15 protein-coding genes are annotated in these 23,214 nt (G+C 40.3%); 2 read left to right on the forward strand and 13 right to left on the reverse strand.

Going from position 1 to position 23,214, the window contains the following annotated elements:
- Positions 1–11: 11 nt before the first annotated feature.
- From V5J77_RS19735 to V5J77_RS19795, 13 genes are all read right to left on the reverse strand, one after another.
- Positions 12–2,420, reverse strand: a complete 2,409-nt coding sequence (locus V5J77_RS19735; protein ID WP_338552543.1) for a hypothetical protein — start codon at positions 2,418–2,420, stop codon at positions 12–14.
- A 97-nt stretch (positions 2,421–2,517) separates the two neighbouring features.
- The gene (locus V5J77_RS19740; protein WP_338552544.1) at positions 2,518–4,701 is read right to left on the reverse strand and encodes a hypothetical protein; all 2,184 of its coding nucleotides are present in this window, start codon (positions 4,699–4,701) and stop codon (positions 2,518–2,520) included.
- An 18-nt stretch (positions 4,702–4,719) separates the two neighbouring features.
- Complete coding sequence (locus tag V5J77_RS19745; protein WP_338552545.1) at positions 4,720–6,495, reverse strand: hypothetical protein; 1,776 nt, start codon at positions 6,493–6,495, stop codon at positions 4,720–4,722.
- A gap of 173 nt (positions 6,496–6,668) precedes the next feature.
- Positions 6,669–7,097 carry a GtrA family protein gene (locus tag V5J77_RS19750; RefSeq protein WP_338552546.1) on the reverse strand — a complete coding sequence of 143 codons (429 nt, stop codon included), beginning with the start codon at positions 7,095–7,097 and terminating at the stop codon, positions 6,669–6,671.
- Between the two features lie 10 nt (positions 7,098–7,107).
- Positions 7,108–8,385, reverse strand: a complete 1,278-nt coding sequence (locus V5J77_RS19755; protein WP_338552547.1) for an NAD(P)/FAD-dependent oxidoreductase — start codon at positions 8,383–8,385, stop codon at positions 7,108–7,110.
- Between the two features lie 18 nt (positions 8,386–8,403).
- A complete protein-coding gene (locus V5J77_RS19760; protein ID WP_338552548.1) occupies positions 8,404–9,348 on the reverse strand; it encodes an NAD(P)-dependent oxidoreductase in 945 nt (314 codons plus the stop codon).
- 21 nt (positions 9,349–9,369) lie between these two features.
- On the reverse strand, positions 9,370–10,278 hold the full coding sequence (locus V5J77_RS19765; RefSeq protein WP_338552549.1) for a decaprenyl-phosphate phosphoribosyltransferase: 909 nt from the start codon (positions 10,276–10,278) through the stop codon (positions 9,370–9,372).
- A 59-nt stretch (positions 10,279–10,337) separates the two neighbouring features.
- The gene (locus tag V5J77_RS19770) at positions 10,338–11,075 is read right to left on the reverse strand and encodes an SDR family oxidoreductase (protein ID WP_338552550.1); all 738 of its coding nucleotides are present in this window, start codon (positions 11,073–11,075) and stop codon (positions 10,338–10,340) included.
- 5 nt (positions 11,076–11,080) lie between these two features.
- Positions 11,081–12,445 (reverse strand): FAD-binding oxidoreductase, encoded by a 1,365-nt coding sequence (locus V5J77_RS19775; RefSeq protein WP_338552551.1) that lies wholly within the window; start codon positions 12,443–12,445, stop codon positions 11,081–11,083.
- A gap of 11 nt (positions 12,446–12,456) precedes the next feature.
- On the reverse strand, positions 12,457–14,889 hold the full coding sequence (locus V5J77_RS19780) for a hypothetical protein (protein ID WP_338552552.1): 2,433 nt from the start codon (positions 14,887–14,889) through the stop codon (positions 12,457–12,459).
- Between the two features lie 21 nt (positions 14,890–14,910).
- Entirely contained in the window at positions 14,911–18,795 is a 3,885-nt protein-coding gene (locus tag V5J77_RS19785; RefSeq protein ID WP_338552553.1) for a glycosyltransferase, read from the reverse strand.
- A 29-nt stretch (positions 18,796–18,824) separates the two neighbouring features.
- On the reverse strand, positions 18,825–19,562 hold the full coding sequence (locus V5J77_RS19790) for an ABC transporter ATP-binding protein (protein WP_338552554.1): 738 nt from the start codon (positions 19,560–19,562) through the stop codon (positions 18,825–18,827).
- A gap of 11 nt (positions 19,563–19,573) precedes the next feature.
- On the reverse strand, positions 19,574–20,362 hold the full coding sequence (locus V5J77_RS19795) for an ABC transporter permease (protein WP_338552555.1): 789 nt from the start codon (positions 20,360–20,362) through the stop codon (positions 19,574–19,576).
- A gap of 144 nt (positions 20,363–20,506) precedes the next feature.
- On the opposite strand from V5J77_RS19795, the gene V5J77_RS19800 reads away from it, so the two are divergent.
- Both V5J77_RS19800 and V5J77_RS19805 read left to right on the forward strand, forming a co-directional pair.
- The gene (locus V5J77_RS19800) at positions 20,507–20,809 is read left to right on the forward strand and encodes a hypothetical protein (RefSeq protein ID WP_338552556.1); all 303 of its coding nucleotides are present in this window, start codon (positions 20,507–20,509) and stop codon (positions 20,807–20,809) included.
- A gap of 788 nt (positions 20,810–21,597) precedes the next feature.
- Positions 21,598–23,157, forward strand: coding sequence for an IS1182 family transposase (locus V5J77_RS19805; protein WP_338552557.1), 1,560 nt, complete (start codon positions 21,598–21,600; stop codon positions 23,155–23,157).
- Positions 23,158–23,214 lie beyond the last annotated feature (57 nt).

Genomic DNA, 23,214 nt, shown 5'->3' on the forward strand with positions numbered 1-23,214 from the left:
AGCTCCTGTCGTTAATGAAAGACGATATCTCGGATCACTGCCCAATCATAAGTCGAATCGTTGTTTGCACCTGCATCTACTCTAAGTCTTAGCCGCTCGCTGCCAAGCCTCTGCAACTGATTGGCCTGCAACTGGCGGGAGAGGCGGTCGTCCGATGGGTCAATAAATATACGGTTCAACGTTGTCCAGGCTTGATTGTTTGGATCAAATGACTCCAGATAAAATGTAACGCCGTCCGATTTGCCGGCAGCCTTGACTTCGGGCAATAATCCGACTTCGACAGATACCGAATGGTCTGTCGGCTCCAGGTTAAACAGCAGTTGCCCGTTCGGATGAAAAAGAACCGCTTGTTCATTTCCCCAAATTCTCTTCTCCAACGGATGCTCCAGAACGGCATCAACCGGCGTTCGGTTGCTTATACCTTTTAACGCAAATTCCCATGGATTGAATGCGCCCTCAATCAAGCTTTCAGAATACAGCTTTAAATGGATTCCACTTTGAAAATAAGCCGGATTCGTTGTCGATAGCTTGAGTTGAGTCACATGCTTCTGCGATAAGCCGGATAACGCGGACAACAAGTCATCGTTATTCTCTACAAGCGGGGATAGCAGGAATAGTTCTCCTACCATTGCAGGTATAATCCGAAACACCTTGTTCATCCCGTCCTCCAAAGTAACCTCGATAAAAACCAGCGGAGGCTTAAACAGTGCCGATCTTGCTTTTCCCAGCACATTTTCGTTAATGTCAAGGCTGATGTAGCTCAGTTGCTCCGACGGTTTCAGATGGTATGGAACTCCCCAGCCCACCTCGCCTTCATGCACGAGCGCGAGCTCAGGCGTTTCTCGCTCCTCTCTCTTTTGGAACAACAGGAAGGGGCTTTCCTCATCCACAATGGAATAGCGGTGAAGCAATTGGGTAAGCCAAAGACTGTCGTCCGCCGTTGGAAATCTGCCGTCAATCGTTTGTATCTGTAACAATACGAAGGCAGGCCCGTTTTCGATAATTGCCGCCTCATTAGCTTTCAGCAGTTTGCTTGTATAGGCTGAATAGCTTTGGAAGATGGGCCGCGGCGTCCAGTTCAAACCGTTAAAAATCGCGTAATTTTGGTTAAAGCCATACACATCTACCGTTTCGTTCCCTACAATGCTTTTGATCTTATCCAGGCGATATTGCGATATCGTCGCAGCCTGCTGATTCTCCAGGTCGCTTTTTAGCGCTTGCATGCTTCCGGGAATCAACAGCCGCCCGGCGTTTCGTTTCAGCTCGTATATTTTTTCAGAAAGAAAAGCCTGAGGAAAATGATCCCTGTACTTTATACTGCCGAACATGAAAAATGCCACGCAAAGCACTATAATCAGCCCCCCCTTAAAAAACCATGGGGACGTTAAAACCAGCACAAGCTCCTTCCCGCTTTCCGTTTTTACTTTAAAGAGCTTCTCCCATCGTTCTCTCTCCAACTGAAGAGTTTCCTTAAACGATAGCCTTGCGGCTCCCAGTACGACTCCGGAAACAACTGCGATGAACGCGAAAAACATAGGTTCGCGCACATTGTGCCGGATAAATCCAAGCTTCCATACCAAAAAAGTAATTATTAGAATATAACCGTATATAAAAAGCGTCCCGATATGTTTTCTCCATGAAATGAATGGTGTTTTGGGAGTGACTAATCCTAACAGGGTTAAGCACAATACAACTGCGAGGATTGATGCTGGATCGCCGTATCTCGACATCGCCGTATATCCGCGAGATACCTCTAATGCATTTATGATATAGATAAAAAGATGGTGGGGAGCCTGATCGGCCGCTACCGTCCAAAGTGCAAAAAGAGTAAGGGAATAGAAGCCTGCGATTGCAAGGAGATGAATAAACTGCCGCTTGAAGCAATAATAGCAGGATAACAAAACAATGGCGATTCCTACTGTGACAAACAGCGTAAATTTGGTCAATGCCAATACACCGAAGATACCGCACACCCCAAAGAGCAAGGGGATGTAGAATCTATTGTCAGACTGGCTATACATAATTAATAGAGTATAAGCAAGCACAACCGTCGAAATGAAAAAGCTGTCCAGGCTCAAGGTGAGCACAAGCCCCAAAAACACCAGCCCTGCAGCAAGCGTTCCCGAAGCTCTGCGAAACAAACCGAGCATGACAACGGAAACCGCCGCCATCACTAGCCAAAAGCTCGTTTTGCCCCAAAAAAGCTCCGCATCGAATGCCCTCAGCGTCAGCCAAGACAAGGGACCGTAGGTAAAAACAATTTCCGTGCCAAACGAGAAATCAGATTTCGCAAAATAATTGTATGCGTTTCGCCACGAAGGGTCCAAAGTGGTATCCGTAATCTGAAAATCTACGGAACACACGAATAAAAATAAAAGCACATATAGCATAACCCAGCATATTCTGCGCGCATAAACCATACCCTGAGCCTCCTGGTGTTTCTCGATTCTAATACTCGGCAAATTGCCTTGATGTAACTGGACAAAGCCGAAACCGTTGCCCTTTCTCGCTGTATCTCTATTTGCTTATGATGCGACTTATGGCATCGCGCAGCTTATAATATTTCGATAATATTTTCCAGCCGTTCGAACTATAGATTTTTTCCAGTTCTTTTCGAAAGGAAGCTAGTTCTATATCTCTTTGTTCAAGCTCCCGCACATAAACCGCTGCCTGTTGAAACCTTGATAATCCACTTTCCTTAAGCCAAGCAATGCCCGCCTTCGGATATCCATAATACCCCAAAAAATCTGGGGCTTTCGCCGATACAGCTGTCAGCAAGTCACGATACTGAATGTGAGTTAGTTCACCAAACTGTCCGCTTTCAACCTCTGGACGAAGATTTCGGTATTGAGGCAGCGGAAAATTGTGACCTGGCGGCAAGGCTCTCACAGTCAGGCCTGTCCCCCATATAGCCAATGCCAAACAGGCCTCGCCGCTCCCCACATAGTCGCTGTCTGCAACACTCGCCGGGTCATGCCCGGCTTGAATTTGTCGTACTTCATTGGTCAGCGGATGAAGTCCAGCTGCAACAGATAGCAGAAAATAATCGGCCGTCCGCTGAAATATGCCGCAGCTTCTGCGAACAACAACAAACCCGCCATTATAACCAGCCTTCACAGTCTGACGATCGACAACGGATACAACGAAAGGAAGCCTGTTATAATCAACACCGCATAGACTGCATAAGCTCTGCCAATAAGCATCTCGAGGATCTTCCGCTCCTGTTGAACAGATACCTTGGACAGTCACCGGTCTTGCTGCCGCATTGTCATTTCCCAGACTCAAATCAGGTTCAGCCAAAAAAACGGTATCACTGTCCAACCCAACCAATATGTCAGCGGTTGACATTTTTTCATATTCTGCCCAGACAAGCACTTTGAAGCCAGCCTCATATTCCGGGCAAGGCGAAACGAAGGATAACGGAATATACCTAGCTCCAAGACCTTCCAATCTTTGCAGCGTTGCTTTTCCAGGACGACGATCCGGACGCGGTGAAATTACCGCTATGCCTGATTGAGAATAACGACCGCCAAACTGTCGGATACTTTCACACAGCATAACTGCTTGAACTTCTGAAATTCCTAGCTCCGCGATTATTACAAACTCATAAATAGCATCCTTCTCTGCCAGAGCCTCTTTACTCTTTGCTGACAAATATTCTAAAACTAAACTCCTCAGTATTGGAGACAGCTCAAGAGCCGCTTGCTTTATTTCCTCCACTTTTTCATTGGAAAGCTCATAATTTAAAACGCTTGTTTGCAATACTTCTACACTTGTATAGTCAATTCCCCAATTTTTCTTTAACCATGCCCTATCATTCCGACTAAGCTCAAGTATTCTTTGTTTATCAAAATAAGGGATATCGAATTTAGGCCCTTTTATCCTCCATAATGGACGGATATCCCCATCAGACCTTTGCTCGCCAAGCAAGTTCTTTTCTCGAAACAATGGCATTTTTTCATTTATATACGAAATAATATCTCCAGCAATTAATGAGATGCTCTCATTGGCAGTAACAAGATGAACGTTTGATATCTCTTTATCGCTCATCCCAATGGTGGATAAAAAATGGCCTACAAGTCCAAATTTATCCAATACCGCTTCTTCAAAGGAGTAAACGTTGACAGATTCTTTTCCAAAAACATGTACAAATTTATCTATACGATTGACAAAGAGATTTTCAATAATTTTTTCAAAATGGGCTGCTGCATTTTTATAACTTTCTCTTCCAGTCTTAACGAATTGCTGTATAGCACTTACAGTCCATTCCAAAGGGGATCTTACATAAATCATTACTTTAATATTGTCTGTGAAGATTGTACTTAAATATTCTTTGTATACACTTAAATTATTCACTGAAAGCAATGAAATATCTTCGCCTGAAAGGATTAAACTTGTTAGCTTTCTTTCATCTATCTCTGCTTGCAGCTCATTTAAATATCTTTCATTAAGAGAAGCGATCTGATCCGCCGTATATCCATTCCTAATATGGATATGATAAGCTGTTGGATCATCACAGAACGAACTATAAATAGGTATAGAATGGTTAGAAGGCCAGCATTTCGGATAGAGGTAGCCTTTGCTTTCCAGCAGCTTATTGTTGTGATCTACATGTAATGTATCCTGAATACTCGTCGTGCCTGTTTTATGCAAGCCAACATGTAAAAAAATCTCTTTTTCCTTTCCTTTATCAAAACTCATTGCCTCACACTTCTCTCCCTAATCAATATGAATTTGCTTGATTACGGCCCAATCATATGCGGAATTATTATTTTCCCCGCTATCTACACGCAGCCTTATTTTTTCAAAATCTTCGACAATATCAGCTTGAAAGGATTTGAAGCTATTTTCATTCAGATTTTTGGGATTCAACTCAAATTCACCAATAACTTTCCATTCGGAACCAGCCAGCCCTTCCCAAAACAATCTCACTCCATCCGATTTATCAGGGCCAATAGCATCCGGCTTTAACGCAACCTGGACAGCAGCTGATCTGTCGGTTGGTTTTGTACTAAATTCAATACTTGCAGCAGGGTGGAATAAAAATGTCAGACTCCCATTAACAATTGAAGGTTGAAACGGCGCGGTTTTTTCGGAACTGCTCGGGATTCTATTGCTATACCGACTAAATGCCATCTCTTCATAGTTGTCTCTAAAGACAGATACTTTATATTTTTGCATCGTTGGAACCAAGTTTATTTGCAGGTATGGAGAGTTGTATGTGGTTTTTTCAATTTCTTTATTGGCCACCGCAAGTAATTCATATCTGATCCACGCGTACTTCTCTTGATCTTTCATAAAAAGTTGAACGAACGTATCTGAATTAATCATAAACATTGAAAAAAACGTTGACAAGCTGACTGCAATTATGATTTTATGATTTATTTTCATTTTCTTATCTTTGTAATGCTCATCTAAAAGATAAAAGATGATTACTGCCAAACCAATCCAGAAAAGATTTGATATGGTAGTGTATCTTGATGCGAAATATTCCAGCCTTCCTGCACCTGTAGACAGCTCACTGATCAGCCCGTATGAACTGATTGTTACCCATGGCAATACCTGAATCACTTTATTTTGAGCTGCATAATAACTAATAAAAATGAATAGGGTTACTCCTATAGCGCCTGTAATAACCGAGTAAATCGGGGCAGCTTCAACGAAAATAATTGATGCGCCCATGTTTCTTAGAAAATAAATCATGACTTTTAACGGTTCATGCAAAAAATTCGAAATAATAGCAGCTTGATTGCTAAAGTGATAAAAATAAGTCAGAATAAAAAATAATGATGCTCCGATCCATGAATACAGGAATTTTAATTGAATTTCTTTAGTTGCAACTCGATAAACGACAGGGATGAAGCCTACAAGCCAGTAGTATAACCCATTAGCAAATGAGTACAAGGCAAGAAATCCAAATACTGCTGATGCTGCTAAATGCACATATCCAAGTTTTTTTTGAACCAGAAAATTTAACCCCACTACAGTAAATAGTACATTTAGAAACACCTGAATTTGAAAACCTGTTGAGTAATTTTCGAATTGCATGATTGAAAAACAAAAAAAAGAAAGAACAACCATTAACCAATAATTATACTTCAAGCCATTTTCAATATATGTTTTTATTGATCGAAACACCATATACAGATAAATCAGAGTGCCAATTATAACATTAGCTGCGATTTCATAATAAACATTCCAATGTGTCGGTATGTCGATGGCCAATAAAATCAATTTGGGAATCATTAATCTGTGCTCATTATGTTGCTCAAAAAAATCCTTGAAGGTTAAGGTGCCTAAATGGTACTTTTCTATATATTTCAGCATCATCCATCCATCTGGCGACGGTAAATCTACTGAATATTGAATTAGTTTGGATATAAGAAAAAGTAACGGTAAAAGAGCAATCCCGGCACAGGCAATCCTAATATAGACTCTACGAGTATAGTTGTTCGGCATAAAATCCCCTTGATTGGCATTTTTATCAGTTCGCACTCCATCGTCGCCAAATCATTAATTTTGATCCAATTCCTGCAAAAAGGCTTTCAAGCCTTCTCGCCATGCAACTCCCCCGCTCGCTTGGATTTTCCATATACACTTTGCGGGCTCGTAACGCCTTACCTCTCGCTTCCTCCCAGTATGCACTTCACATTCTCTGCAAATATTATTTACGAATTTTTGGCACCTGAAAAAGTAACGTATTTGTGACCAACATAGCTTGAGAAAATAGGTACACATACACCAATGAAGTGGGCAACTTCATTCGGATGAAACCCCCAACCAATAAATGGGAGGAAATAATTTCTAAGCACGATGCTGACAATTAATGTTTGAATAATCGCGATAACATTAACGAGAGTAAAGTATGCTAACTGCCGAATAGCTGAATGTTGACTTGCTCCATGAAATACGAATAGCTTGCTCAGGACAAATGCTGTAATCATGCCAAACATATAGGCAAGTGCAACGGAGAGCGTAAAACTCAAATAATGATTCAATACTATACGCGAACCCAAATTAACAATCGCCGCTAATCCTCCTGAAGCCAGGAACAGTAAAAATTGTTTCGATGTAAAAAACCTTATCCATTTTTTCATGTTCATCCTTCTAAATCATTTTTGAAATTTCAATGCCTATCCTTATGCTCTCTGAAATAGAGCGATCTTCCGGATAGTAATAGGAGGTGTCGGCCATATACAAGCCTTCTAATTCTGTTTTCATTGGAGGCAGCATTTCTAAAAATCCGGGAGGACAGATAGGTTGAGCGTACTTGTATCTGGAAACAGTTGAAGCCAAAATCCAATCTTCCGAAAAGTCGGGATTTACCATTTTAGCATAATGAATAACTTTTTCAAGGAATGTAGCATTGCTTTCTTGATATTTAGGATGATCTTTATGTAAATAAAATGGAACATATAGAATCTTATCTTCCATCGGGTTTAAATTAGAGTATTCAATCATCCCCGGGATCTCCATACGACTATCATTTATATTCATCCAGAAATTTTCTGTAAGGGCCTGTTTTAGCTTTAATATCACACATACCACACCCACGTTATCTATTTGCTCGATTCGCCCCTTAGTCTCTAGTGAAAAGTCAGGTACGAGGTCAGGAACAAATGGAAGGGGAACGGTAGATATGACATGATCATAAGCAATTACATCATTATCAATTTTAATGCCAGTGACTTTATTGTCAACAACGATAACTTGATCTACATTCTGTTTTAAATAACAATGCCCGCCCATCTGCTCAATGCGTGCGAGTAAGGCATTGAGCAAAGTTTCCGAGCCGCCCTCTATATACCCCATTCTTTCTTGGAAGAGACTTTTACGGGATTCAGCCACTCTTTTTAAACGCGTCCAAATCCATGCTGCAGAAATATTAGCAGTATACTCATAAAACTTTAGATCAAATAATGGTTTCCAAAAGATATTATAGGCTTTATTGCCTACAAAACTGCGAATCCAATCAACTGCTTGAACCGAATCGAGATCCCTCCAATTTTCCCGTTTACTAGAAATAAATAAATGCAAGCCATATCTCAATTTAGAAATGAAATCGGCCTTGGGAAAGCCGAGTACATAAAAAGGATTTCCCCATTTATATAGCTTTCCTTCATAGTAAAAACCCATCTTGGTATCTGTCCATTTGAGCTTATCGTAAATTTCCAGTTCTTTTAACATTTCGAACAACGTATAGTCCGGCGCACAAACAAAATGATAGTATCTTTCAATCTTCAACCCATCAAAATCAAAAGATGCGGACATACCGCCGATTCGATCATCTCTTTCATATAGATCGACCTGAAACCCTTTTTTTAACAACTCATATGCACTGGCAAGTCCCATTGCTCCAGCGCCAATTACCGCAATTCGTTTCATGGTGCACCTCTATCGCGATTATCGCTTTAAAATGTACTTACTGTATTTCGAATCATGATGCGTTTCTTGCATGGCTCTCTCAAATGGGGTAGCTGTGACCTCAAATGTTTCCCACCAATGGTCTTCAGGAAAATGATCCCCCGCAGCTAACGCTTTTAATTGGTCAGCCGTAAATGGCGGCTTGCTGCTGAAGATTGCGTAAACGCGAAGAAGAAATTCAAAAAAACCAAATGGAATCGTCATAATGATCGTATGCAGATGTTTAACTCGCTTTATAATTCGTATCATATCAATATAATCAATTTTTTCTTTCCCTGTTATGTTATAAATTTTTCTTTCAGGCTGATTTTCCATGCACTTCATAATAACCTTGCAGAAATCTCTAACATATAGTGGCTGTCTCATAAACTTGCCATCCCCTGGTACAGGAAAGACAGGAATTCTCTTCATAAAGCGTGACAGCCAGCCTAAATGTTTACGGTCGAACCACCCAAACATTAAAGTTGGTCTTAGAATACAATAATTAAAATCGCTTGATTTCACCAATTCTTCTTGTCTGGCCTTTGTCCGCGTATAATCATCGTCAGCAACCGAAATAACTACAGAAGAACTAATATGAACGATGTAAGGAATTTGATATTCTTTAGCTGCATGCAAAACAATCTCGGTTGAAGTAATATTATTTCGAACAAATGGATCTGCGGTCTTGCTTGTAAGCTGGGCTTGCAACATAACTACGATATCTCCGCCGGCAAACGAGCGTGTCCATTCTCCTTCCTCGGCCAAATCTGCTAAGATGACTTCGATTTCAGGATGCAGTTCTTTAAGATATTTAATATTGTACTCATGCTGATCAATCGCTACAATATTCCAGTAACCCGACTCCTTCAACAAAACAATTAAATTCTGGCCAACTAATCCTGCAGCACCAGGAATAATGATCTTGGCGTTCTTATTTAACATAATTCTCTCCCATTACATAAATTAGAGATACGCTTTAATAAACAGTACGGAGCATGCGAATATAAGTACAGTAAACAAAATGTGCTTATCTGTGATTAATATTTCCTCAGGCTTGCCGCCGCCATTTTCCATATGCATTAAATACAAATATCTGAAAACACCGTAAAGAACGAACGGAATTGTAAACATCATATAATGATTCTCAGCTGCATACAGCGAATAGCACATAATAGTTAAGCCCGTGACAATGGATATTAACTGATCAAGTAATTTAATCGAATAAAATTGCATAACCTTACGCTGTTTACTTGTATCGCCTTCAAACAATTGCAGCTCGTGTCTACGCTTTCCCAGTGCAAGGAACAGGGATAAAAGCATAGCGCATAAGATAAACCAGGACGTCAGATTGCCATTCACAGCAACAGCCCCAGCAACGGCTCTCAGTACAAAACCAGCAGCAATAATCATCACATCGATCAGAACAACATGCTTTAATTTGAAAGAATAGCCTACGTTCATAATAAAATAAAATAACAATACTGCGGTTAACTGAGGAGAAATAAAATAAGACAATAAAGTAGAGCCTGCAAATAAAATTGCTCCAAGACCTACAGCGGTTGGCATAGTCAAAGCCCCGGAAGGCAGAGGCCGCTTACACTTGTCTGGATGTAAACGATCCTTTTCAACGTCTGCAATATCATTAATAATATAGATCGTGCTTGCAACGCAAGAAAAACAGACAAATGCCAAGAAAGCATTCAAAAAGGTAGAATACTCCAAAAACGTTCCCGCAAAAAGTGCAGATGCAAAGACGAGTATATTTTTAGTCCATTGTTTTGGACGAAGTTGCGACATACACGCTAAAATGAGGTTTGGCTTCGCCGCATTCATTGACAGCTGCTTCTCATTTTTTGGGGTTAATGTATTCAAAGCCTTCTCTCCCTTGGATAAGTCGAAAGATTTGTGAATTCGCCTTACCTACTTTATTCTTATAAATTCATTTTTGCAAAGACATTCTCCGGTATTATTTTAATAATAAGCATAATCCATCTCCAGAAAAACGGTGTATACAGCGTGTTTTTCTTTTTCTTCATTGCTCTGTATATATCATTAGCCACTGCTGAAGGCTTTGCCACCAGAAACATCCCGGTTTGTCCATACGTCATTTTCGTGTCAACAAAACCCGGCTTAATCGTTAACACATGAACTCCCGATTTGCTCAGTCGATTTCGTAGCCCTTGTAAATATAGCGCAAGCGCCCCCTTGGCCGATCCATAAAGATAATTGCTTTGCCTCCCCCTGTCTCCGGCAACCGATGAAATCGCACAAATAGTGCCGCGGCCCTTTTCTTCCATATAAGCAGCTACAAGTGACAGTATAGATACGCAGGACGTGAAGTTGACATCAATAATGGCTTTGGCTTCGGCCATATTGACTTCACCCAATTTTTGTTCCCCCAGATAACCGTAACATAAAATAACCGTATCAATATCCATTAACATCAAACACTTTTGCCAAAACTCCTCGTGTGAGTCCATCTGGATTGCGTCATAGTTCATACTAAACGTTTCGACATCGCACCTGATCCTCAGATCGCTTGCAAGTTTCTCAACTTCCTCTGGATGTCTGCCAGCCAATATTAGCTTGCATTTTTCCGATGAGGCCAGTTTATATGCAAGTGCAGATGCGATCCCGGAGGTCGCGCCCAAGATTAAAACATGCTTCACAACATTTATGCCTCCAATATGTTCAACCTTCTGGCCATTGATGAAGAAAATATATGGTCAGGGTCCACCTTGTTTTTAATTGCCAAAAATTCATTCAATCTCGGGTACATGATTTTACATTTTTCCGGAGCAAGTGTAGAATCTTTAGCTAAATAAACTCTTCCATTATGTTTAATGACAAGCTCATCTAATTCTCTTAAAAAAGGAAATAACGAATGATCCTTAATTGGAATATCCAAAGCAAGCGTATAGCCTTTTTTAGGGAACGAAAGCATTCCCTGCCCCTCTCTTCCCGAGCTTTTCAATACCGCCAAAAACGACGAGCGGTTTGTACTGCTCAGTTTTTCCAGCATTTTAATTAAGCCTTCGATTTCGTTTGGCGGAAAAACTGCTTGATATTGAACGAAGCCTTTTTTCCCGTACATTCGGTTCCAGTTCATTATGGAGTCTAACGGATAGAAAAAAGAATCAAAGTGCACAACCTTGTTGACATCGCTTGGTTGAATGCCATAATAAGCAATATTGAATAGCTTGATGCTGTAAGGATTTAAAACAAATGGAGGCATATTTATTGGCATACTTAATTTTAAATTTGTCTTTATTTGAAGAGGATTTATTCGTTGTTTCCATGATAAATCCTCTAGCCTCGCATGATTTCCCCTCATTAACACGCTTTTGCCAAGTGAATTCCCTTTAGCCAAACAATCAATCCATGCAACAGAATATTGATAATTAGCATCTGATTCTCGAAAAAGCTCAAGGGCCTCTTCAATATTTTTCGCTTTTTCATATTTTACATGATAATAAGAACTTTCTACTTTAATAAGACGAAATTTCGCAGTCAGAATAATTCCGGTGAGGCCAATCCCTCCAACAGTAGCCCAAAATAAATCAGAATTGGTTTCTCTTGAGCATTGCATAATTGAACCATCGGCAATTAACAGTTGGAAACTCAATACATGTTCAGAGAAACAACCATCTGCATGATGATTTTTCCCATGAACATCATTGGCTATCGCTCCGCCGACGGTCACAAACTTAGTACCCGGAGTTACCGGCAGAAAAAAACCCTTTGGCAGGAAAATTTCAATGATTTCTTCAAATGTTACGCCAGCCTCGCAGTTCAGAATGCCGGAATCCGCATCGAAAGCAATTAGCTTATTCATATGAACAGTACGTATAACGCCGCTATTGCCGTTTAATGGAGCATCTCCGTAGCTTCTTCCTAGACCATAAGAGATATAGCTGGCGCAACTCGCTCTTTGAATCTTTGCTTTCAGCTGTTCTTGTGTTTCGGGTCTGGAAACAAAACAAGGTTCTTTCGGATAGTTGCCCCAGCCTGCCAAAATCTCTTTTCTTTCCAATTTCAATCACGCGCTTTCTAATTAATATCTACTTCTTTAATTAACGCCCAATCCCAACTGCTGTCGTTTGCCTTCCCATAATCCACTCGCAGTCTAACAACAGTATATTTGGTATTTGCAGGAAGCAGCGTTGAAAAATCCACAAAATCATCACTGAATTTGTCAGGTTCTAAATTGAACTTTGCGATAGCTTTCCACTCGTTGTCAGAAAAGCCCTCCCAGTAAAATTGAACGCCATCCGACTTCCCCTTCTGTTTGGCTTCAGGCCTTAGTCCAACCACAGCATGAAGTGACGTATCTTCTGGCTTCAGCTTAAATTCCATTGATGCTTTTGGATGGAAGAGCATCGTTGGCGAATGAGCCACTTGAACTTTTTCTAAAGGATGCTCCGTTTCGATTCGTTCAGGAGAACGCTTTAAAATATCTGACCATTGCAGATTTAGATAATTCTCCACTTCACTTTGAATAGGGCTATGATCCCTGAACAAGGAAACACGGATGTCAGAATTAAAATATTTGGAGCCGGCTGGTGCAGAAATTTTAATTGACTTCATTATTCTTTGATTTTGTTGAACTAGAGCCCGCATTACGTCATCATTGGTTTCGTTTAGCGGCGAAAGCAGTATAGGCTCTCTTAGCATCTCAGGAATGATTCTAAACACTTGTTCTTCGCCGTCAACAAACTGGATACTCAAATTTACTTGCGCAGGCTTAAAAAGCAAAGACCTAAGTTTTCCTAAAGCATTCGATTGGATATGAATGGATGCATAAACTAACCTGTTATCGGCCTCTATATCAATGGTTTGCTCGAATGTTGTTTGTTCAGACTTATACATCTCCAGTGGGTAACTGGCGAGTTCATCTACAGAATGCCGTTGCTGAAAAAGCAAAAAGCCTTTTTCCTGTGTAACAAATTTGTACTTGTGCAGTATTTCATACAACCAAAGACTATCATCTATTAGCGGAAATCTATGATCTATTGTCTGATTTTGAAATAAAACGAACTCAGGAGCATTAGCAATTAAGTCATTCTTATTTAATTGCAACAGCTTGGACGTATACGCAGAATAACCTTGGAATACCGGTCTGGGATTCCAGTTAAGACCGTTATAGATCGCATAATCCTGATTAAAGTTATAAATATCTACAGTCTGGTTACCTACTATGCGTTTAATCTGAGGAAGCTCCAGTTTTTTTGACATTTCATTGTACTGCATATCCATTCCTTTTTTCTTCTCCGCCAAAGCAGATGGATGCGTTATGAAATGAACGTTTTCCTTAAGTGAATGGATGCGGGAAAAAACTAATTCTTGTACAAACCGTTCCGAATAAAACGTATATCCAAAAGCGCTAATGGATACAAAAACTAAAATGATTGAAATGCTTCTTTTAAGAATATTCGAAGCTGCCAGGATTAAATATTCATGATCAATATCCCTGAAAAACTTTTTCTTTGCCAGCCATGCAATAATTTCTTCATTTTCATTGATTTTTTTATAATTCATTGCAAATAATAGCGCATAAATAAAAGACATAAACGAATAAAACTCAGCAATGTGGCCATCTTGTCTTACTATTCCATGCTTCCACGAAATAAAAATAAATCCACACATGCCTAGTAAAACAAATAACAGCTCTATATTGTTCTTGTAATTTTTCAATACCTGCAATGGAATTACAATTACATACGCAGCCATTAAAACAATGGTGAATAAAACCGTGCTAACAGGCCCGTAAATAGCCATGGCTTCATTATAACCTCTTGCAATCTCAAAACTGTTGACGAGGTAATAAGGCAAATTAAACAGTTCTTGCCCCAGTACCATCCAAATCACAGAAACCGAGATTAAGAACCAGATTACGCCAAACAGGGCAAGCCTCCAATGATTACGGAGAATAAAGCTTAGCAGCAGCACCGTGATTAACGCAGTCCCGCTTAACATAAAGGTAAATTTGATAAGGCCTGTAGCGGCAATTACGCATATTAATAATGCTGCTTGGACGTATCCCCTATATCCTTCCTGTCTTCTATTCATTAAAAATACCGCTAGCAACAATAGCTGAAAACTGAAAATAAAACTATCATAGCCCCTGCAAATAATGAATGAGCAGGATAGAACAAGGAAAGAAATAAGACCAAATTTTCTTCGGACAATTAGCATTATCAAGCATACCGCCAGGGCAAGGATGAGAGAAAAAATAATTTTGTCCCAATACAGCTCCGGACTAAACGCTTGAACATACAGATATGCCAGCGGCCCATATGTAAACGCAATGTTTGAACCAAATTGCATGGACATAATATGAAAATAGTTATATGAATTTTGCCATGACGGATCTAAATTTCCATCAGAAATAAATTGAGAAGTATTGATAATGGAGCAAAATAACACGATTAATACTAAAAAAAATACCCCATCTTCTATTGTTTTTTTAAAATTTATGTTCAATCAGGCATACTCCCCTTTCTATTACTCAATACTCAAACGAAAATCTTCATGTTCAAGAGTCAGATTCGGATTATAATAAGGGTCTAATTTCAACCTTTCACCCCATCTGTTTTGTACATATTCAATCTCTCTATTAAACCGCGCAATTTTCGCAGGCGTGTTCTCCTGTCCGCGGCTTTTGGATTCATGATGATACAATTTCACTTGCGGCAGCCACACGTTCCTCAAGCCTATGTCACCAACACGCAAGCAAAAATCAACATCATTAAATGCCACTTCAAGATTTTCGTCTAGCCCCTCTACAGAAAGATAAACTTCCTTTCGAATCATCAGACATGCCGCAGTAACTGCTGAATAGTTGGTTACCATCCTCAATCTGGAATAATATCCGTACTCTTTCTCACTAAAGTATTTATGGCTATGTCCGGCGACTCCACCAATACCCAGCACAACACCGGCATGTTGAATGGTGTTATCGGGATATAATAAACACGCTCCTACCGCTCCAATCTCATTTCGAATTGCTTGAGCTGCCATTTCCTCCAACCAGCATGAAGAAATAACTTCAATATCATTATTAAGCAGTAAGATTAATTCACCATTTGCTTTTTCCACCGCTAAATTGTTCAACCTGGAGTAGTTAAATGGAATATCAATTCTCTCCACTCTAAATCTACTTGGTTCTGTAGCACTCCATTTTTGAAGTAATGCTAAGGTAGCAGGGTCATCGCTTCCATTATCTACGATTATAATTTCAAAATGATCATAACTCGTTTGTGCAAAAATAGATGTAATGCACGTTTCAAGTATAGCCGTCATATTTCTAGTAGGAATAATGATTGAGATTAAGGGTCTAGTAGTCAAGCGATGATGTACGACATACAAATTGGATACATCAGGATCGGGCTCTACCCACCCTTGAATATGTCTTCGCTCCAATGCTTCTTGAAGAGCGCGATAGCCTGCATCATTGGTGTAGCCTTTTGCTGCGCCACCCGATGCTGTCGATTGTGGAATGGAGCGCCAATGATACAAAATTTTAGGAATGTGATAGATACGATTTGTTTTCTCAGTAAAGCGCAAGACCAAATCATAATCTTGACTGCCTTCAAAACCTCGTCTAAAACCTCCAATTTCTCTTATTAACGAGGTTCGATAGACACCCATATGACAGGTGTACATCTGTGACATAAATGTTTCCGGAGACCAATCCGGTTTGAAGAACGGAGAATGCCTTATCCCGTCGGGGCTTATTTTGTCCTCATCGCTATAAATCATATCTGCATCTGGATGATTATTTAATAAACGAACGACTTCAACAAAAGCATCCTTCGTAATTTCATCATCATGATCAAGCAGTGCTATAAATTCCCCATTAGCGATTTCCAATGCTGAATTGGAGGTTTCTGAAATATGTCCGTTTTTTTCTCTAAAAATAACCTTGATTCGACTATCCATTGCCGCATACTCAGTTAAAACTTTACGGATATGTGTCAAAGTTGAAGCATCATCTGCAATACATAGCTCCCAATTGTCGTAAATTTGATCAAGAACGGAATCAAGACACTTCCTTAACCATGCCTCTTCTACATTATAGACGGGTACAACTACTGAAATCATAGGTTTATATGTAAATGAAGCGCTAACGTCCTTCAATTCTGCTTCCATATCAGCTGTTAAACGATTCTTCTCTATCCAAACTGAATAATCCATAGCTTCCGCAGCCTTGCTAGGCGAAATCTCCGATTTAATTCTCCTCCATACACCTTGAAGACCGCTTTTTTGATAAACATGAAATACTTTTTTAAACAACAGCATACTTGCCCTGAAATTCAGCTTATTTACTTTTCGAAATCTGTTAAAAGCTTCAACGACTACATGTAGCCTTGTTGCCTTGTACATCTTGATTTCTGAAAAATTAAATCTCATCTGCTCATCGCCAGGATCCAATCTCAGGCTACTGGTTTCGGGATCCAAAAAAAACAGTACACCTCTGGCTTGAGCACTATGATTCATTCTCCCAAGCATAATACTTGTTGACTCGCTTACTCCATCAAGCGTTTCCGGATAAAGCTTCATCACAGCTTCTCCATCAGCCTTGGCGGACCACGCGATTCTAACCCAACCAACCGGAAAGCGTCCCTCTAAATGAAATTGCGGGTCTTCGCCTGTAGCTTGCCAACGGAAGCTGCCGTCGCTGCATGAAACGATATCATTCAAGGGCTGTAACTTTAATTTTCTTGGAACGTGGAACACCATATAAAATACATTCTCAACCATTTCAACGATACGCTTCAGCTTTCCTAATCTCGACGCTAATCTCCAGGAATACGAGTGACGCATATGTGCCAGCTCTCGTTCCTTCATAGATAGTGCCGACTGTAAGTTCATGATCTCATTATTTTTATTGGCCAACGTACTGTTCAGCAGATTCATCTGTTCCAAACTTACTTTCGTTTCTGCATTTTGCAAGAAAATTGTATCCCTCAACTGAACAATCCTATTTTGCTTGTCTTGAACCGCTTTTTGAAGCCGCGTGATGCTTTCCTGGTTCTTCATATAAATTCGTTTATTTTCAACTGTCTCCGTTTTCAGGGAGTCGATTTGATTAGCTTGTTGTTCAATTATTCCAATTACATCTGGGCTTAAAGGGCTAGAAGTCCTCATCTCAATAGATATTGCCGCTTTGCTCGTGTTTTCCGGGAAAGACAGACCCTCTATCTCAAAATGAGGATCTTCCCCTAATGATAGACAAACAAGATTATTATTTTGATTAAATATTTTTAAATCGCTTGCATTAGCGACAGCTCCAAATTGATCCTCGCTTGAATCGTACACCGTTACGGTTTCACTGTCAGCTATCGCTATGATGCTTACTGACTTTATTTCAATAAAAGCGCAGGCATCTATCGGATCAATTCGCAAACAAGTCATAGCAGCAGGCAACTCGGTTGTATACGTATGCATGTGAAGGTCGCATTGCAGCGATATTTGAACCGAGGAATCCTCAGTAAAGCCGATCTTATTATTTTCCCAGTAGATTTGCAGCAATTGTGAAGCGACTTTGTTTGAATATTCTGCATATAAAGCATCAATTTCTCGTTTGCATTTTTCTGTAAATCCCTTTTTTTTCATCTCAAAATATAATTCGTAGATTTTTTTTGTATATAAAGGTATTGAGATATCCTCATTCAAGGTATTTATTTCAGTTTTACTATGTCTTAGAGTCGGCTTGATTACACTGGACATTAACCGTGTAAATTCCTCTTCGCTATACGGACAAGAGATATCGAATTCCTTTGAAACCTCAATCAAAGCGTCTTTCCAGTTGTCTATAAACAAATCGTAGTGAATGAACACGACGTTTGAAGGAGTCGAAGCCAAACTTTTGAACATTGAAATGGAGTAATAGCTCCACAGATCCATTGCTGCCTTGCATGATAGCTGGTCTCTCTTTTTTAAAGAAGAACCGACATCGATCGGGTTTCTAACAACTACGACGAAATTCATTTCTATGCCAAGCTCTTCAAATATATTTTGCCATATCGGGAGCAAAACGCATGTTCTGGGGTCCTTCCACATCCAAACATCCGCATTCATGAAATTGAACCTTACTTCGTTAATTAACTGCTGCTTGAAGGACTCTACTCCGGGTAATTTCCACCATTCCTCGGGCAGCATACCGGCAGAATGCCAGCTGTGTCCGAGAAATTCCAGAAGCTTCTCTTGAATCGTAACAATATTCACATTTTCCCAGTAACCTTCAGGATTATCTTTTCCCGCTGGCATCAAGTCCTCGGCTTTTCCAATATGAACGCCTAGCAGATTGATTGCCCTTGTTATTACGGATGTCCCGCTTCTGTGCATGCCAAGGATACAAACGGCCTTCTTTTTTATCTGAACCATCCGGGAATAACCTCCTTGATCTCAATAAATCAACTTTGGGAATAATAATAATCACAAATTTCATCTATATTACCTTGTTTAATTAAATGTCCTTTTTCCAGAATGATCCCTCGATTACACATACTTCTCATTTGTTTCTTTGAGTGGGAAACTAAAATAACGGTCGTCCCATCTTTAATCATTTTACCGATTTTTTCCTCGCACTTTTCCTGGAATTTATAATCGCCTACGGACAGGATTTCATCCACAATCAGGATGTCAGGATTAATAATTGTCGCGATTGAGAAGCCCAATCTGGCATACATGCCTGAGGAAAAGTTTTTGATTGGAACATTAATAAATTCGTGAAGCTCAGAAAATTCAACAATTTCATTAAATTTTTCATTCATTTGTTTTTTACTTATTCCTAAAACAGCACCATTTAGAAAAATATTTTCCCTGGCCGTCAGATCTGCATCAAAGCCAGCTCCAAGTTCAATTAAAGGCGCCATCGTACCTGATATTTTAACCGTTCCTTTTGTAGGCTTTAAAACACCGGCTATTGTTTTTAACAAGGTACTCTTTCCAGCGCCATTCAATCCAAGTATGCCAAATACTTCTCCCTTATTAATCGTAAATGAAATGTCCTTTAATGCCCAAAACTCATTATAAGTAATACTCCTTTGAAGCCATTTAATCAGGAATTCTTTTGAGGTTGAGATTTTCTCCGAAGTCATGTTAAAGCGCACAGATACGTTTTCTACAGCCACTATAACCTTGTCATCCATCTAGTTACTCCTTAGATATACAAGATAAATTTATCTTGTCTCTTATAAAAAACATATAGCCCAATTATTAATGTTACAAATGAAATACAGAAGCATTGCAGATTCAGTTCCATTGAAGGGATATGCCCATACAGCAACCCTTCCCTGAAGTGGTTTAGAAAATAATATAAAGGATTGCTGTGTACAATAAATAGATATTTCTCAGGAATGATCTCAGCAGGGTAGATGATCGGAGTCAAATACATCCATGCAGTGAGAAGAACGCTATAAATATGCTCCAAATCTCGGAAGACGACGACAACGCTGCTTAAAATCAATCCAAAACCAATACTGAAAATTAAAATATAACAAGTTGAAAGCAGACTAAAAAACAAAGCAGGCTTTAATGGGACATCTGTAAGGAAGCAAACCAGTAAAATTGAAGCAAATGAAAACAGCATATTGACAAAAGAAAATAAAACCTTAGAAAGCGGAAAAATGTACTTCGGAATATACACTTTCTTGAGGATTTGTCCGTTCGAATAAATTGATGACATGGCTAACGAAGTGGATTCCGAGAAAAAAGTGAAAAGCACCTGGCCGCTAATAACATATGCAGCAAAATTCTCCACACTGAATTTAAATAGTTCCTTAAATACTATAGTTAAAATAATCATGGTGAATAATGGGTTCAACAAACTCCAAATGATGCCTAGAAAAGATCTCTTATATTTTAATTTTATGTCTTTTAGTACTAAAAGCTTAATTAGTTCTCTGTATTTCAAAAAATTCCGTATATGTTTCTCTGTTGTATTCAACAAAATTCACGACCCTAATTTAACAAATAGTTGACTGCATCTCATACTGAGATAGTGAATAAGGAATTGTCTAAAAATAAAACCGGCAACTACAACAAAATGTGTCATGAATAAAGTATGACCAAAGTAGAAGTGAAGTCACTTGAGATGCGCATTGCAATTGGTTATAACGGAATCCGTCATGTAAGCCGATTGTCAGGGTTATCTCGTCAAACGCTTCAGGAAGGCGTAAAAGAATTGATTGCTCAAGAAATGGTGAGACATGAGCCAGACCGAAGTCGCAGATCGGGCGGCGGACGCAAAAGCATACAGGGAAACCAGTCTGAAATACTGGATGCGCTGACCCATATGTTAGAAGGCTTTGTGAACGTTGGCATAAGCTCCGATACGGCCGTGGATGAAGCATTTAACGCAATCCGTATTACGCAAGACAATTTCCATGGTGAATGAAACTATGCTATTTGTCGAATCAAGGAATAACTTGTTAATTTTATTTCTAGGCATTTCCCACTTCCAGCGCTCCGAGGATTAAATAAGTTGAGGGCATATTGTAATACTTATTGTCTTGTCTGGTCTGGTTTGTCGTATAATACAATAATATAATTGAGGTTAACGGATGTCATTTCCTTGTCGAATGCAGCCTCGCACTACTTGGCAACAAGTACGGTTTATGTAAAAAAGCTGTATGCATCCTTTTTCATTCTAGGTGTATTTTTGACAAAAAACAAGATTGGTACGACAATTTTTCGACATTTTTCTTGGTGACTGGGTACTTCAATGGTATTCTTCTGGTGATGCCGCTCTTCTTTAAATTCAGCCGGCAAATTCTGTTACTCATTCCCTGTGGGCTGGCTTACTAAAAATGATATTTCGGACTGCCGTCCACATCAAATAGGTGCTGTAGTCTTGTCCGCACTACATGCTTGGAATCGTTGAATCATAAAAAGAAGAGGCTTCGACTGGCTCCACATAGTCTACCCATGCGCCATTGACATACTTCACATTCACGCTTAGTCAATGCTCCGTCTTGTGCTTCATTATGCTGTAGATGTGTTTTTGGTTTAAAGAGGAGTTCATTCGGTACTAGTGTTCCTCTGACTCAGAATAAAGCAAAGGGGCTGTCCCAAAAGTCATAAATGACTTAGGGACGCCCCTTCTTCATAATGTCAAACAAAAAGAAACCGTTTCTTGGTAAAATGGAGGTACCACCCAACCAACTACCAAAGGAGACGGTTTCTTTGTACATTCAATATACCATGGATCAACTTTGCTTACCAATGGATTTAGAAGAAGACATACCCGCTAACCATTTGGTTCGTGTAGTCAACGCTGCTGTTAATCAGCTCGACGACGCGATCTTCGACGCGGCTTATCCCGGAGGCGGAAGAGATAGCTATCACCCCAAGATGCTCACCAAAGTTATCATTTACGCCTACTCACAGCGAATCTACTCTTCTCGTCAAATCGCCAAAGCGGTTCGTGAGAATATCATGTTCATGTGGATCGCAGGCAGACAACGACCAGACTTTCGAACGCTGAATCGGTTTCGTTCCGAACGAATGAAAGAGGTACTGGAGACGGTCTTCACAGGTATCCTTCATTATCTTGCAGAGGAAAAGTACGTGAAGCTTGAGCATTACTTTGTCGATGGCACGAAGATCGAAGCAAACGCGAACCGTTACACCTTCGTCTGGGGCAAAGCCGTCGTGAAGCACAAGGCAAAGTTGCAAGAGAAAGTACGGACACTGTTTGCAACGATTGAAGCAGCGGAGAAGCAAGAAGAGCTGGAACAGGCTGGAGAAGACCTCACCGAGCTTGGCGAGGCATCCGCGCTGACGAGCGAAAAGCTAGAGGCTGCTGTTCAACAATTGGAAGCTAAACTGCAAGTCCAGCCGAAGGACAAGCCGCTTAAAAAAGCGGTGCGCGCGCTCCGTAAAGACCTGCTCCCTCGTTTGCAAAAATATGAAAGGCAGCAAGAGCTTCTTGGGGATCGGAACAGCTTTAGCAAGACGGATCCCGACGCTACCTTCATGCGAATGAAAGAAGATCACATGCAAAATGGTCAATTGAAACCTGGCTACAATGTGCAGATCGGAACAGAAAACCAGTTCATCATCGGCTACAGTTTGCATCAACGCCCAACCGACACGCGTTGCCTCAAACCTCATTTGGAGAAGGTTAAAGCCGCTCTAGGAAAGCTGCCGAAAACCGTCATCGCGGATGCAGGATACGGCGGTGAAGAAAATTACGCATACTTAGAAGGTGAGCAGTTAGAAGCATTAGTGAAGTACAGTACCTACCACAAGGAAAAATCGAAGAGGTGGCAGCAGGATATCAGCAAGCTGGACAACTGGCAGTACGTTGAAGCCGAAGATACTTGGACATGCGCGGTAGGGCGCAAGCTGCTGTTTCGTTATGAAAGTAAGGGAACGACTGAAAGCGGATATGAAGTCAGAAAGCGACACTATCGTAGCGCAAGCTGCGAAGATTGTCCGCTCAAAGAAGCTTGTACAAAAGCACAAGGGAATCGGGAAATCAGCGTGAGTCTCAAGTATTTGCGGTACAAGCAGCAAGTACGCGAGAAACTCAGGAGCGACGAGGGATACGCTCTGGCGGTTCGACGAATGATCGAGCCCGAGAGTGTATTTGGACAACTGAAGAACAACCGGGGATTCAGACGTTTTCTGCTTCGTGGCCTGCCTAAGGTAAGCCTGGAGGTCGGGTGGCTTTCGCTTGCCCACAATTTGCTCAAGAAAGCGACAATAGACCAAAAGTCAAAAATAGCGGTGCAGGGATGACCTCCCTAGCACCGCTATTTCTTTATTTTTGCCTATTTTTCATGAAGCGAGCTGTTT

Source organism: Paenibacillus sp. KS-LC4, from assembly GCF_036894955.1.
Taxonomy (GTDB): Bacteria; Bacillota; Bacilli; order Paenibacillales; family Paenibacillaceae; genus Pristimantibacillus.